The organism is Candidatus Sulfotelmatobacter sp. (assembly GCA_035504415.1).
In the GTDB taxonomy this organism is placed as follows: Bacteria; Vulcanimicrobiota; Vulcanimicrobiia; order Vulcanimicrobiales; family Vulcanimicrobiaceae; genus Vulcanimicrobium.
Map to the genome: position 1 here is coordinate 83,391 of DATJRY010000005.1, position 13,747 is coordinate 97,137.

16 protein-coding genes are annotated in these 13,747 nt (G+C 70.4%); 3 read left to right on the forward strand and 13 right to left on the reverse strand.

Features of this window, described 5'->3' with window-relative positions; translation table 11 throughout:
• Window positions 1-15: 15 nt before the first annotated feature.
• The 7 genes from flgF to VMD91_01760 form a co-directional block, all read right to left on the reverse strand.
• Window positions 16-831 (reverse strand): flagellar basal-body rod protein FlgF, encoded by an 816-nt coding sequence (flgF, locus tag VMD91_01730; GenBank protein HTW82770.1) that lies wholly within the window; start codon window positions 829-831, stop codon window positions 16-18.
• A gap of 164 nt (window positions 832-995) precedes the next feature.
• A complete protein-coding gene (locus VMD91_01735; GenBank protein HTW82771.1) occupies window positions 996-1,985 on the reverse strand; it encodes a serine/threonine-protein kinase in 990 nt (329 codons plus the stop codon).
• Between the two features lie 34 nt (window positions 1,986-2,019).
• A complete protein-coding gene (locus tag VMD91_01740) occupies window positions 2,020-2,376 on the reverse strand; it encodes a flagellar hook-basal body complex protein FliE (protein HTW82772.1) in 357 nt (118 codons plus the stop codon).
• A complete protein-coding gene (gene flgC / locus VMD91_01745; protein HTW82773.1) occupies window positions 2,376-2,867 on the reverse strand; it encodes a flagellar basal body rod protein FlgC in 492 nt (163 codons plus the stop codon). The genes VMD91_01740 and flgC overlap by 1 nt, the downstream gene beginning before the upstream one ends.
• A gap of 7 nt (window positions 2,868-2,874) precedes the next feature.
• Window positions 2,875-3,324 (reverse strand): flagellar basal body rod protein FlgB, encoded by a 450-nt coding sequence (flgB, locus tag VMD91_01750; GenBank protein HTW82774.1) that lies wholly within the window; start codon window positions 3,322-3,324, stop codon window positions 2,875-2,877.
• Between the two features lie 83 nt (window positions 3,325-3,407).
• A complete protein-coding gene (locus tag VMD91_01755; protein HTW82775.1) occupies window positions 3,408-4,037 on the reverse strand; it encodes a TMEM175 family protein in 630 nt (209 codons plus the stop codon).
• The gene (locus tag VMD91_01760; protein HTW82776.1) at window positions 4,037-5,764 is read right to left on the reverse strand and encodes an ABC transporter ATP-binding protein; all 1,728 of its coding nucleotides are present in this window, start codon (window positions 5,762-5,764) and stop codon (window positions 4,037-4,039) included. Before VMD91_01760 ends, VMD91_01755 begins: the two co-directional genes overlap by 1 nt.
• 180 nt (window positions 5,765-5,944) lie before the next feature.
• Between VMD91_01760 and VMD91_01765 the strand changes: the two genes are divergently transcribed.
• A complete protein-coding gene (locus VMD91_01765) occupies window positions 5,945-6,439 on the forward strand; it encodes a hypothetical protein (protein HTW82777.1) in 495 nt (164 codons plus the stop codon).
• On the opposite strand, the gene VMD91_01770 is transcribed toward VMD91_01765, so the two are convergent.
• On the reverse strand, window positions 6,440-7,855 hold the full coding sequence (locus VMD91_01770; GenBank protein HTW82778.1) for an aminopeptidase P family protein: 1,416 nt from the start codon (window positions 7,853-7,855) through the stop codon (window positions 6,440-6,442).
• A 115-nt stretch (window positions 7,856-7,970) separates the two neighbouring features.
• Here VMD91_01770 and VMD91_01775 point away from each other — a divergent pair, with 115 nt between their 5' ends.
• Window positions 7,971-8,198, forward strand: coding sequence for a hypothetical protein (locus tag VMD91_01775; GenBank protein ID HTW82779.1), 228 nt, complete (start codon window positions 7,971-7,973; stop codon window positions 8,196-8,198).
• Between the two features lie 3 nt (window positions 8,199-8,201).
• Here VMD91_01775 and VMD91_01780 read toward each other — a convergent pair whose 3' ends face one another.
• The gene (locus VMD91_01780) at window positions 8,202-9,617 is read right to left on the reverse strand and encodes a deoxyribodipyrimidine photo-lyase (protein HTW82780.1); all 1,416 of its coding nucleotides are present in this window, start codon (window positions 9,615-9,617) and stop codon (window positions 8,202-8,204) included.
• A gap of 90 nt (window positions 9,618-9,707) precedes the next feature.
• Window positions 9,708-10,097 carry a cytochrome c gene (locus tag VMD91_01785; GenBank protein HTW82781.1) on the reverse strand — a complete coding sequence of 130 codons (390 nt, stop codon included), beginning with the start codon at window positions 10,095-10,097 and terminating at the stop codon, window positions 9,708-9,710.
• 96 nt (window positions 10,098-10,193) lie between these two features.
• Here VMD91_01785 and VMD91_01790 point away from each other — a divergent pair, with 96 nt between their 5' ends.
• Window positions 10,194-10,682, forward strand: coding sequence for a hypothetical protein (locus VMD91_01790; GenBank protein HTW82782.1), 489 nt, complete (start codon window positions 10,194-10,196; stop codon window positions 10,680-10,682).
• Window positions 10,683-10,838: 156 nt separating this feature from the next.
• On the opposite strand, the gene moaA is transcribed toward VMD91_01790, so the two are convergent.
• The 3 genes from moaA to queG all read right to left on the reverse strand — a co-directional run bounded on the left by moaA (window position 10,839) and on the right by queG (window position 13,739).
• The gene (moaA, locus tag VMD91_01795) at window positions 10,839-11,858 is read right to left on the reverse strand and encodes a GTP 3',8-cyclase MoaA (protein ID HTW82783.1); all 1,020 of its coding nucleotides are present in this window, start codon (window positions 11,856-11,858) and stop codon (window positions 10,839-10,841) included.
• Window positions 11,859-11,976: 118 nt separating this feature from the next.
• A complete protein-coding gene (locus tag VMD91_01800; protein ID HTW82784.1) occupies window positions 11,977-12,618 on the reverse strand; it encodes a hypothetical protein in 642 nt (213 codons plus the stop codon).
• Window positions 12,573-13,739, reverse strand: a complete 1,167-nt coding sequence (gene queG / locus VMD91_01805; GenBank protein ID HTW82785.1) for a tRNA epoxyqueuosine(34) reductase QueG — start codon at window positions 13,737-13,739, stop codon at window positions 12,573-12,575. Before queG ends, VMD91_01800 begins: the two co-directional genes overlap by 46 nt.
• Window positions 13,740-13,747 lie beyond the last annotated feature (8 nt).

Consider the following 13,747-nt stretch of genomic DNA (forward strand, 5'->3'; position numbering starts at 1 on the left):
CGGGTTGCTCCTACACTACGTCGGGGTGCTGCGGCCGATCGACTGGATCGCCTGGCCGGTGGTGGTGTCCTGCGCTTGGATCATCTGGATGTTCATGTCGAACCAGCGCTCGTTGCTGATGAGCCCGACCATCGAGCTCACCACGTTGGCGTTGCTGGTCTCGACCGAGCCCTGCAGCGCCGTGGTGCGTGTCGCCGCGGCGGGCTGCGCGTTGCCGGTGTCGATGAAGCGCGAGTCGCCCTGCGGGCGCAGCGCGTTCGTGTTCGCGAACTCGACCAGCTGCAGCTGGCCGACGACCTGCGGCGTGTTGTCCTGGCCGGTGCCCTGCTGCGTCACCGTGACGGTGCCGTCGCGCGCGATCCCGACCTTGCCGGTGTCGGGCAGTTGGATCGCCGCCCCGTTGGCGCCCAGCACGCGGTCGCCGTTGCTCGCGACCAGATACCCGTTGGCGTCGCGCTGGAAGCTGCCGTCGCGCGTGTATGCACGCGTCCCGTCCCCGGCCTGCGTGGCGAAGAAGCCCGGACCCGAGAGCGCGACGTCGAGATCGTTGCCGGTCGCGGAGATCGAGCCTTGCTGGAAGTCGGAGGGCGTGTCGTAGATCTCCGAGCCGCTGCCGAGCGTGCCGATGGGCACCATCACCGGCACCCCGTCGAGGCGCGCGCCGGGCGAGCGACCGGGATCGGTCTGGATGCGGTACAGCTCGGTCTGAGGCTGCGCTTGCACTTGCAACAGCTTTTGCTTGAAGCCGGCCGTGTTCGCGTTCGCGAGGTTGTTCGCGATCGTGTCCACCGCCGATTGCGCGACGAGCGCCCCGGACGTCGCCGTGTACATGCCACGGACCAAAGTAAAGAACCCTCCGCACGGGAACCCGTCTCCGGAGTACCGGAGGCGGGGAACTGCAGATCCGTCAGTCGGTCGGGATCTGCTGCGGCCTCGACCGTGCGAGGGTCGTCCGGCCGCTTCCCACGGGTGATCGGCTTCCCGACGCCCCGACTTTAGTGTCCCCGCGGGTTGGGGTCGACGTCTCCGGGCGGCAGGAGCGAGCGATTGGGCATCGGGACGGCCGGCGCGGGCCCCGCGGCGGTGCCCAGCGCGGCGCCCGCGCCGGCCACGACGATGGCCGCGGGCGGCCCGCCGGCCTCGCCGCCGGTGCGCTGGAGCCGCAGCCGGGCCGCGATGTCCCCCAGCTGCTCGGCGACCTCGACGGCGCTCTGCGGACGCGCCTCGGGAGCGCGCGCCAAGAGTACCTGCACCAAGCCGGCCAGCTCGAGGTCGACCTCGGGCGCGCGGACCGGCAGCGCCGGCGGGTCCTCGTCGAAACGCCGCAGGGCCACCGCGAGCGCGCCGCCGCCCTCGAAGGGGGGCGCCCCGGCCAACGCGTGATAGAGCAGGCCGCCGAGCGCGTAGAGATCGACCAGCGGGCTCACCTCGCCCGAGCGCGCCTGCTCGGGCGCGACGTAGGCGGCGCTGCCGATCAGCGCCCCGGGCGCCGTCAGCCGCGCCTCGGCCGCATCGCCCGCCCAGGCCAAGCCGAAGTCCGTCAGGTGCGCCGAGCCCTGCGCGTCGATCAGCACGTTGGCCGGCTTGACGTCGCGGTGGACGATCCCCAGCGCGTGGGCCGCCGCCAGCGCCCGCGCCAGCTGCACGCCGACCAGCGCCGCCTCCTCGGAGGAGAGCACGCGTTCGGCAAGGATCGCCGAGAGCGGCCGTCCCTCGACGTAGTCCATGACGATGTACGGCCGGCCGTCCGCGTGCAGCCCGACGTCGTGGACCGCGACGACGTTGGGGTGGACGACCCGCGCCTCGGTCAGCGCCTCGCGGCGAAACCGCTCGTGGAGCACGCCGCCCTCGTCGCGCCCGCGGTGCAGCAGCTTGATCGCGACGGCGCGCTCGAGGACCGAGTCCCAGGCGACGAATACCGTCGCCATGCCGCCGTGCCCGGCGACATGGTCGAGCCGGTACCGCCCGCCAAGCAACTCCTCCATTGCGCCCGGTGTACCCGTTCCGAGCGCGGGGGGATCAAACTTGCATTTGCGAGATCGTGTTGTAGGCCGTGATCAGCTTCGAGCGGACGGAGAGCAGGTAGTTGGCGGCGAGGTTCGCCTCCTCGACCTTGCTGACGACCCCCTGGAGGTCGTTGGTCTTGCCGGTCGCGAGGTCGCGGGAGGCCGCATCGGACGTGTTGAGCTTGTCGTTGACGTCCGAGATCATCTTGCTCAGCGTGTCCTTGAACGACGCGCCGTCGCTGCTGCCGGTCGCGGCCGGGCCGCCCGGGATCGCGCTGACGTTCGGCGTCTCGTCGACCTTCGACGTCGTGCCCATGTCGGGGGCGAAGGTCCCCGGGATCACCTTGGAGATCGCGCTCGCGTAGTCCATCAGGATTTCAACAGTCCCAGCGTGGCGTTGCCTTGCGTGCGCGCTTCTTGAATCGCGGTGACGTTCGCCTCGTACGCGCGCGAAGCGGCCATCATGTCGACCATCTCCTTGACCACCTCGACGTTCGGGTAGTGCACGTACCCTTGGCCGTCGGCGTCGGGATTGCCGGGATCGTAGACCAGCCGGTCGGGCGACTGGTCCGGAACGATCTGCGTGACCTCGACGCCGGCCTGCGCGCTCGAGGAATCGTCGCTCATCACCGAGTCCGGCGTGCCCATCGCGCCGAAGCTGCTGAAGCCGTCGCTGCTGGTCATCGCGTTGTCGCGCGACGTCGACTCGGGCTTCTGCGCGAACACGACCAGTTGCCGCTTGAACGCGCCGCCCTCGGGCGTGCGGGTCGTGTTGGCGTTCGCGATGTTGTTCGCGATAGTGTCCATCGCGAGCCGCTCGGCGGACAGCGCGCTGGCGCTGACCTCGATCGAGTCGTACATTCCCACGCTAGGCCTGTTCCTCGATGGCTTGACGAACGCGCGTGTACTGCACTTGCAGCAGCTGGCTGATCGTCTGCTGATAGGACGAGTTGAGCGAGAGCTTCGCCATCTCCTGATCGATGTCGACGTTCGAGCCGTCGACCCGCATCTGCGTCGAGTGGTCGACGGTCGTGGTGATCTGGAACGGCTGCGGGTCTTGCGAGGGGCCCGTCGAGATCATCTGCGGGTCGGTCGTGACCAGCTGCAGCTCGTCGGGATCCGCGTCGTCGCCCGGCTCCATCGCCGCCAGCGCCTCTTTGAACGAGACGTCGGAGCGCTGGAAGTTCGGCGTGTTGACGTTCGCGATGTTGTTCGCGATGACGGTATGCGTCTGGCCTGCCCCGCGCACTGCGTCTTTGAGCATGTCGACGGTCGGGCTGAAAGAGATGCTGTCGCCCATCACCTTGACCTTCGGCACACTGTCCCTCCCACCTTAGTGGCTTCTGCCTGCGGGCCGAAGCCGTCGCGGTCCTCGCTGCGCTGCGGTCCGCCCGCGCGGGGTCACAAGCGGGAGAGCGGGCGGATTCTCGGGGCGAGGGCGTAGTTGAGCTGCAGCAAGTAGATGAAGGTGATGCTCCAGGCCGTGCCCGGCACGCACAGGGCGGCGCCGACCGCGTAGAGCGCTTGGGCCAGCACGATCCGCCGACGAACGGCCTGGCGGACGCTCGGCTCGACCTCGTCTTTGACCAAACCGGCATGTTCGGTGTAGGTCCAGGCGGCCAGCAGCACCAGGCCGAGCAGCAAGATGACCAGCCAGTAGGTAATCAAGGCCGTGCGGTAGCCGATGAACGTCCCCAGCAGCGCGGTCGAGAACGGGACCGCGGTCACCGCCAGCAAGAACGCGAGGTGGATCCAGGTCAGGCGCTGGTCGGTCCGCTCGAGCAGGTTGAGCTGCGCTTGCTGGCCGACCCAGAAGATCCCCAAGGTCAAGAAGCTCAGCACCACGGTGACGGCACGCGGACCCAGCGCGGCCAACGCGCCCAACAGGTCGCCCTCGCTGTGGACGTGCTCGACGGGCGGAACGCGCAGGTCGAGCACCAGCAGCGTCATGGCGAAGGCGAACACGCCGTCGCTGAGCGCGGCGAGACGGTCGACGTTCTTGCCGGCGACGCGAAGGTACTCGGCCCCCATCAGCGCCCGAACTGCGCCGCGTGCAGGGTCGCGTAGCGGCCGCCGGCCGCCAGCAGGCTCTCGTGCGTCCCGGTCTCGGAGACGCGCCCGTCTTCGATGTACAGGATCTTGGTCGCGCGCCGGATCGTCGAGAGGCGGTGGGCGATGATCAGCGTCGTGCGGCCCGGCAAGATCCGGTCCAGGGCCTGTTCGATCAGTGCCTCGGAGTGCGAGTCCAGCGCGCTGGTCGCCTCGTCGAGGATCAGGATGCGGGGGTCGCGCAGGATCGCGCGCGCGATCGCGATGCGTTGGCGCTGGCCGCCCGAGAGACGGATGCCCCGCTCGCCGACGACGGTCGCGTAGCCGTCGGAGAGCCGCTGCACGAACTCGTCGGCATTGGCCTCTCGGGCCGCCGCCAGCACTTCGTCGTCGCGCGCGTCGAGCCGTCCGTAGCGGATGTTGTCGGCGATCGTCCCGTTGAAGAGCTGCGTCTCCTGCGGCACGATCGCGATCGCGCCGCGCAGGTCGGCCAGCCGCAGCCGCGCCGTGTCGATCCCGTCGAGCGTGATCCGGCCGCGCTGCGGTTCGTAGAAGCGCGGCACGAGGTTGACGATCGTGCTCTTGCCGGCGCCCGACGGGCCGACCAGCGCGACCACTTCGCCGCGCAGCATCTCGGCCGAGAAGTCGTGCAGCACCCAGCGATCCTCGTCGTACGCGAAACCCACTCGCTCGAAGCGCACGTCGCCGCGCACGGCGGGCAGCGCGATCGCGTCGGGCGGATCGGCGTGTTCGGTCGGCATGTCGAGGATCTCGAACACGCGCCCCGCACCGACGAACGCGCGCGCGAAGTCGGCGAAGAAGATCGAGAAGCGGTTCATCGGGTTGATGAGCAAGCTCATCGCCGTCCAGAACTCGAACGCTTGTGAGGGAGTGAGCCGGCCGATCGTCACCTCGCGCGCGGTCAACGCGATGATGGCGCACAGGGCCAGCATGATGATCAGCGCCAGCACCGGGGCCTGCGTCTGGTTGAACTGCGTGACCTTCATGTAGGCGCCGAAGTAGCGCTCGTTGGCGTCGCTGAAGCGCTTGCGCTCGAAGTCCTCGCGGCCGAACGCCTTGACGACGCGCTCGTTGGCCAGCACCTCGATCAGGGTGCTGGAGAGGTCGGCTACCCGTTCTTGCGAGCGCCGCGTCCCAGCCACGATCAGCGCGTTGAAGCGGCCGACGACCCACGCGATGATCGGCGCGATGATGAACAGCAGCACCGAGAGGAACCAGTCGAGGTCGATCATGTAGATCAACGAGGCGACGAAGGTCACCGCCGTGGTGATGAACTGCGGCAGCGAGATCGAGATCGCGTCGATCAGCAACGTCAGATCGGACGCCAACCGCGCCTGCAGCTCGCCCGGGCGCCAGCGGTCGAAGTCGCGCAGCGGCATGCGGGTGATGCGCTCGAACATCCGGGCCCGGAAGTTCGCGACCATCCGCTGACCGCTGTAAGCCGTCAGGTACGCCTGCCCGTACGAGGCGGCGTTCCCGATGACTTGCGAGACCACGATCAGCGCGATGACCCACCCGACCACGTTCCAGTGCGGGGTCGGGATCAGGATGTCGCTGCGCAGATAGCCGGCGACCTTGGCGAGCGTGAGCGGCGCGACGCCGGCGACGATCCCCAGGAACGTGCCGACGGCCAGCCGCCCATAAAACGGCCGCGCCTCGCGGAGCAAGCGCCGAAGGGTCGGGTTCACCGCGAAACCTTCGCCGCCGACCGCCGGTACCTTCGACGCGAGTTCACCGCCAACGAGGTGGCCATCTCAACCGTGGATTGTTTCTTCCATCACGCCGTCCCGTCGGTCGCCCAATGCACGGGCTGCCGCAAACCCATCTGCGCGACTTGCCGCGATGCGCAAGGTCAATGCCCCAGCTGCGTGCTGGCGGCCAAGATCGACGCGGCCCGCCGGCCGACCATGATCAACGGCGGGGTCGGGCCGTCGCAGGGTGCCTGGCAAGCGGGCCAGGACCAGCCGGGCTGGGGCGCTCCGCCGCCGCAGCCGCCCCCGCCGCGCGTCTCGCCGGCGACCGCCGTCGCGACGGTCCGCCCGGAGACGCGCGCCTTCGTCGCGCTCAGCTACCCGTTCTGGCCGCTGGCGCTCCTGGCGCTGCTCGACGCCCGCGGCTCGCGCTTCGTGCGCCGTCAGGCCTGGCAAGCGCTGGGGTTCAACTTCGGGGGCTACGGCCTGGCCGCGTTCCTGACCGCGGTCTCGTCGCTGCCGATCATCGGCTGGAGCGCGTGGCCGCTGCTGCCGTTCATCGTCCCGGTGATGGTCGTGGCCAGCGTCGTCTACGCCTTCCGGGTCTGGCAAGGCGACGACGTCAGCGTCCCGATCGTCAGCGAGTGGGTCGACTCCCGCCTCCCGGCCTAGTCACGCGCGCACGCCGCGCGCCGTCGCGATCCAGGCTTCGACCTCGTCGACGGTGCGCGGAATCGCCGCCGAGAGCACCTCGTAGCCGGTCTCGGTGACGACGACGTCGTCCTCGATGCGCACGCCGATCCCGCGGTAGCGTGCCGGCACCGTCAGATCGTCGAGCTGGAAGTACAAACCCGGCTCGACGGTCAGCACCATTCCGGGCTCGAGCTTGCCGAACCGATACGTCTCGGCGCGCGCCTGCGCGCAGTCGTGGACGTCGAGCCCGAGCATGTGGCTCACGCCGTGCAGCGTGTAGCGCTTGTAGAACTGGTTCTCGTCGCGCAACGCTTCTTCCGCCGAGGCCAGGATGCCCAGCCGTTCGAGCCCGTGCGCCAGCACCTGCATCGCCGCGCGATTGGGCTCGAGGAAGTCGTTGCCGGGGACGCAGGCCGCGAAGCCCGCGTTCTGCGCTTCGAGCACCAGCTCGTAGATCGTCCGCTGCTCGGGCGAGAAGCGCCCGTCGATCGGCACGGTGCGGGTGATGTCGGCGGTGTAGAGCGTGTCGGCTTCGACGCCGGCGTCGAGCAGCAGCAGCTCACCGCTGCCGATGGTGCGGTCGTTGCGCGTCCAGTGCAGCGTGCAGGCGTTGGGGCCGCTGGCCGCGATCGTGCCGTAGCCGACGTCGTTGCCGTCGACCCGCGCGCGCAGGCCGAACACGCCTTCGACGACCCGTTCGGTGGTGGCCGTCGGCAGCGCGCGCACGACGTCGTCGAAGCCGCGCTGCGTCGCGGCGATCGCGCGCCGCAGCTGCTCGAGCTCGAAGGCGTCCTTGCGCAGCCGCATCTCCGAGAGGTGCGTCGCCAACTGCGCGTCGCGTTCGTCCTGCGCGGGGATCTGCGCGTCGAGCGCGGGATCGACGCCGCGCAGCACCCGGTGCGCGCCGGCGCGCGCCTGCGCGAGCGCGGCCTCCAGCTCGGCCAGCGGCTTGGTGGCGATGCCGAAGCGCTGCGCGGTCTGTACGAGCCCCAACCGCGGCCCGACCCACAGCTCGCCCTTGAAGCGGTCGGTGAAGAACGTCGCGTCGGTCTTGCCCGGATTCGGCTCGCAGTACAGCGTGGCCGCACCGTCGGGCCCGATCACCAGCACGTTGTCGGGCTCGACGTTGCCGCTGAGATAGTAGAACTCGGTGCCCGGCCGGAAGCGGTAGTGGGTGTCGTTGGCGCGGACTTTTTCGTGGCCGGTCGGCACGATCAGCGTCTCGTTCGCGAACGCGGCCGCCAGCGCGGCACGCCGTGCCGCGAACCGTTCCTGGCCGTCGACCGGCGAGGCGGGCGTCGCGGGCGGCGTCGCCCAGCCGGTGGTCATGAAGCTGACCAGGTTCTCCGGGGTGGTGGTGTCGTGGCTGGCACGCGCGGCGGGCTGATCGCTCATCGTATGTCACCTTCGGCGGCTCCCGGACGCGTCCCGGTCGCGCCGCCGCTTGACACGATAGACGAAGGAAGCAATCATTGGAGCAGATCGCAGCGCGACGAAAGGGTGGTGTCGGATGCCGCCGGTCTGCATCGTGCAAAAACGCTGGCTGTTGCCGGACACGTGCGTTCCGGTCGGACCCGGGTGTCCGAAGGGGAGCGTCTGCACCCCGACCGCTTGGCGGCCGTACATGATCTTCTGGAAGCAGGCGGCCGCCTGTGCTTGCATCGTGCCGGCGCCGCCCGCGCCGCCGCGGGGCGACGACATCGCTCCGGTGACGCCCGAGTCGCGCACCGACCACTGAGCGTTAGGCCGGCGTGCGGACCTCGCGCGCGTAGCGGGCCAAGAACGCGCGCGCCGCTTCTTCATGGTCCAGGACGGGCGCGGGATAACCGCGCTCGCCGAACAGCGGCAACGTCAGCTGCCGCTCGTAACCGGCCAGCAGCGGGTCGAGGATGACCACGTCGGGCGCGCCGGCGAGCTCGGGGATCCAGCGTCGCACGTAGGCCCCGGTCGGGTCGAACCGGCGCTGCTGCTTGAGCGGGTTGTAGATGCGCGGGTAGGCCGCCAGGTCCGCCCCGACCGCCGCCACCCACTGCCAATTGCCGGTCGCCAGCGCCGGGTCGTCCTCGATCAGGTAGTGGTCCCACTCGTCGCGGCCGACGCGCCAGTCGACTCCCAAGTCGAAGCACAGGAACGAAGCCGCGATCGCTCGCAGCCGCGGATGCATCCAGCCCGTCGCGCGCAGCTCGCGCACGCCCGCGTCGATCAGCGGAAAGCCGGTCCGCCCGCTGCGCCAGGCGTCCAGGTGCGCGTGCGAGCGCGCGAACGCGAAGGCGCGCATCTTCGGCTGCAACGGCTCTTCGGCCAACGACTCGTGGTACCACGCCAGTTGCAGAAAGAAGTCGCGTTGCGCCAGCGCGCGCAGGAAGAGCTTGAGCGAAGCGCGCTCCTCGGCCAACAGGAACGGATCGGCGGCGCGCTCGCAGGTGGCGCGCACCACCGTCCGCCCGGCGATCGTCCCGAAGCTCAGCTCGGCCGCCAGATGCGAGGTCTCGCCGGCCGCGGGCACGTTCCGCGCCACCCCGTAGTGCAGCACCGGCCCGGCCAGGAAGGCGGTGAGCTTCCCCAGCGCCGCCGCCTCGCCGACCGGCTCGGAGAGCCGGGCGCCGGCACCGAACTCCTCGGGGACCGGGAGCGGCTCGCTGGCGATCTCGGTGGCCGCGAAGGTCGCGCTGCCGGCGTCGGGCGGCGGGAGCAGCGTCCGCCAGCGCGCGTGATAGGGGACGAAGGCGCGATAGCCCTCACCGCGCTGCGTGCTGAGCAGCTCGTCTTCGGGCGGGATCGCCGGTGCGTCGTGCACGGGGACGGTGCGCAGCCCGGCCTCCTCGAGCACCGACTGGATGTCGCGGTCCAGCCGGACGGTCTTGGGGTCGTAGCCGCAGCTCCAGCCGACCGCGCCCGCCCCGACCGCGCGCGCCAGCGCGCGCAGCGCCGGTCCGGGCGCCCCGCGCCGCACGATCAGCCGGCTGCCGCGCTCGCGCAGACCGCGGTCGAGCGCCGCGACGGCGGCGCAGTAGTACGCCGCCCGGCGCGGGGAGCGACGCAGCCGCGCGGCGGCGACCGGATCGATCACGTGCACCGGCACGACCTCGCCGTGGCGCGCGACGGCGGCCAAGCCGGCGTGATCGCCGAGCCGGAGGTCCCGTGTGAATGCGAACACCGCCCGGGCCACGTCCCCCGCGCGGTTCACGACGCTCGTCCGGTGTCCCTCGCAACCGACCCGGCTCGGTCCGGCGGCGCGGGCGTCACGTTACAGGCTCTGGACGTAGGCGGCGACGTCGGCGACGTCTTTGTCGTTCAGCGGCGACGGCCACAACTTGGGCATCGGCGGTTGCGGGTTGTGAATCCAGGCGACGGTCTGATCGAAATCTTTCCGGCTCTTCTCGTTGGTCAGCGACGGGCCGATGCCGCCCTCACGCCCGGTTGCGCCGTGGCAGGACGCGCAGTTCGCGCTGAAGATCGTCTTGCCGCGCGAGACGTCGCCGAGCGGCGCGGCGCTGGCGGCGACGCTCGTCGCGACCACGAGCGGCGAGCCGGTGGCGGCCGCCTGCGAGGACTGAGCGCCGTTCTTGGAGCAACCCGCGGCGAGCACGATGACGACGGCTCCTCCCGCCAGGAGCGCGAAAGGTTTGAAGGGCATGTGGCTCTTTTCCCGGGCTGTGGTCTCATCCCCACTCGCGCGCGGGCCGATACCAAACGACGGGAGATCGAGCCTGATGCTACGTAATCGGGGCCTGTGAGTCGGGTCTTCATCCGCTACGCTTTGGCACGCGACGCCGAACGGCTGGTCAGCGACGGCGTCGTGGGCGGGAACACGACGTCGGGCGAACCGTGGGTCGCGCGCATCCAGAAGTGGCTCGGCGAACAACAAGCCGGACGCCGCCTGATTCTCGTTGCGGAAGACGCGTCGGGTCTGCTCGGCACCGTGCAGTTGGTCTTCAGCTTCCCGAAAGGCTACGCCGATCCCGAAGCGGCCAACGGCAACGACGTCGCGATGGTCGAGGCGCTGCGCACGCGCTCCGACGCTCCGCACGGCGTCGCGACGCAGCTGATCACCGACGTCCAGAGCATCGCTCGCAAGCGAAACGTCCGGACGCTGACGTTTCTCATCCAGCTCGGCGACAACCGCGGTATCGCGCAGGCGAAATCCTGGGGCTTCGAAGAGTTCCGCATCATGCCCGAGCAGGGCCGCATGCTCGCATTTTTTCGCAAGTCTATCGAATAGCTGGTTTAACGGCGCTCCGCTTTAACGGCGCTCCGCCCCGGGCTGCGCGCCCCCCACCGCGTTGCGGCGGGCCCCCCGGACGCGACCTCGCAACGACCCGACGGACCGGGCGCGATCGTCCTGCGCTCGGTCTGCCAACGTGCCGCTGCTCCCCTGCTAGCCGCCTATTTCGCTGAAGGCTCGCATTTGCGAGGCGATTTCGCCGAGGGCGAGGTGATGGCGTTCGGGTTTGACGTGCATCGAGGCGCGCAAGAGACGCTCGATCTCGGCTTGACCGCCACCGGCGCGCAGCGGGGTGCGCAAGTCGATGAGGTGATCGCCGAACAGGCACAGCTTGAGCTTGCCGTCGGCCGACAAGCGCACGCGGTTGCAGGTCTCGCAGTAGTCGTGCGCGAGCGGTGAGATGACCCCGACCGTTCCGGGTGCGCCGTCGTACGCGAACGTGCGCGCTGGACCGTTGCCGTGCGGGTTGGGCACCGGTCGAATCTCGCCCAGCGCGCGCAGGCGCGTGAGCACCTCGTCCGACGACACCCACGCGTCGCGCTGTAGTCCGACGTTCTCGGCGACCGGCATCACCTCGATGAAGCGCACGTGCACCGCGCGCTCGCGCGTCAGCGCGGCGAACGCCTCCAGCTCGTCGTCGTTCTGCCCGCGCATGACCACGCAGTTCAGCTTTACCGGGCCCAGGCCGTGCGCCAGCGCGGCGTCGATGCCGGCCAGCACGCGCTCGAGGCCGAGTCGGCGCGCGATCGCGAAGAAGCGGTCCTCGCGCAACGTGTCGAGCGAGACGTTGACGCGCCGCAGACCGGCCGCGCGCAGCGCGGGTGCCTGGTCCGCCAGCAGCAAACCGTTGGTCGAGAGCGCGATGTCGTCGATCCCCGGGATGGCGGCGATGCGCGCGACGAGCTTGTGCAGCTCGCGGCGGATCAGCGGCTCGCCGCCGGTCAGGCGGATGCTGCGCACGCCGACGTGCGCGGCCGCCCGTACGATCTCCTCGATCTCCTCGTAGGAGAGCACGTCCGGTTTGGCGATCCACGGCAGCCCCGCCTCGGGCATGCAATAGACGCAGCGCAGATTGCACCGATCCGTCACCGACACGCGCAAATACGTGATCGGCCGCCGAAAGGCGTCGACCAAAGGCTCGGCGATGGTCTCGATGAGGTCAACTAGTTGCACGGCGCTCCGCCCCAGGCTCCGCGCCCCCCAGGCTGCGCCTGGGGCCCCCGGTCCGAGCTCGCAACAAACATGTCACTAGCGCCACCATACCACGGCGCTCGCTCCATCACCCTTAACTTCAGTCCTTAAATACGGCGTCGGGGACGTCGACGTTGACCTTGTAGTTGGTGAACCTCGAGGTGACGTCGGCGTTGTAGTGCGGGATGTCGACCTTGCCGGTCTGCTGCGCGATGACGTAGTTGCCGTCGATGTCGTCGTAGGACTGGCGGAAGGCGATCGTCCCGCCGTCGTCCTTGTAGTAGTAGGTCATCGCCGAGACGGTGGCGGTCTTGTCGTCGACCTGGACGTCGACGTGGTCGATGCGGCCGTTCTTCTTGCGCACCAGGCGGAAGCTCGCGGTCGCGCCGTCGTCGCCGGTCGGCGTGACGACGTAGAGACTGGGCCACTCGTCGGGCGGCTCGATCTGGCCCACGACCTTCTTCAGCTGCCCGGCGAGTGCCGGTACGGACTGGAAGTCGACCGCCGTCTTGTCGGGCCGCTTGTAGTACGCGGTGCCGGCCAGCGTCGGACTGATGAACGGGAAACTGTGCAGCTGAATCGCGACCGTGACGTCCGCCCGGTACGAGCGAAGGCCGGCGTTGACTTGCTGCATGCGCGCGTAGAGATCGTCGGACGCGGCGGACGCGCGTTGGCCGCTGCCGACCGGAAGACCGATCAGCAGGGCGAGGGTGAGGACGGCGAGCGAACGGCGGTTGCGCATGGTGTCTCGGTCTGGAACGCCCGCAGCGACGCGGACGGTTCCAGGGCCGCGATCACTTCCTCGCGCACGCCCGGATCGGCCTCCGCCGCCAGGGCCGCGCGCAAGGTGGCGCGCGCTCGCGGCGAGCCGATCCGCCCCAGCGCCCAGGCGGCATGCCCGCGCACCAGTGGGCTGGGATCCGCGTCCAGCGCCTCGGCCAGCGCCGGCACGTCGGCCCGGTCGAGCTCGTTCCCGAGCGCGACCGCCGCGTTGCGCCGCAGCACGACCGGCCCCCGCCAGCCCATCCCGCTGCGCCGGACCTGACGGGCGGCGCCGCCTTTGAGCCGCAGCAACGCCTGCAAGCCCGGCGCCGCCAGCTCCGCGCTGCGCGGCCGGAAGCGCGCGTCGCCGCCGGGGCCCGCCAGGCGCGTCGGCGGGCAGGCGTCGTTGCACAGATCGCAGCCCCACACCCAGTTGCCCAGCAGCGGCCGCAGCGCGCGTGGGATCGGGTCGCGCCGCTGGGTGAGATCGCTGATGCAGCGCGTCGCGTCGATCGTGTGGTCGCCGCGCAGCGCGCGGGTCGGACAGACCTCCAGGCAGATCGCGCAGCTGCCGCACGACGTGCGCAGCGGCGCGTCGGGGCGCAGCGGAAGCGTGGTCACGATCTCGCCCAAGAACACCGTCGAACCGAGTCCTTTGACGATCAGCGAGGTGTGCTTGCCGATCCACCCCAGCCCCGCCCGTTCGGCGAATGCGCGCTCCGCCAGCGGCGCGGTGTCGCACGCGACTTTGGTGACGCGCGCGCCGGCCAACGCGTCGATGCGCGCCGCGATCGCATCGAGCGTCGCGCGCATCGTCTTGTGGTAGTCGTTCGACCACGCGTACGCCGAAACGCGGCCGTGTCCGCGGCGCGGCGGCGGTGCCGGCGTCGCGTAGGGCACCGCGACGCAGACGATCGCGCGCGCGCCCGGCAACACCGTCGCCGGGTCGCTGGCCGCGGCCGCGTAGCCGGCGTCGTACGACCACGTCGCGTGATCGCCGCGCCCGAAGGCCACCCGCATCCGCGCGGCGGTCGCCGCGTCGGGCTCGGCCGAGGCGATCCGCACCGCCGCGGCGCCGCACTCGCGCGCCGCGGCTTTCACCGCGGCGG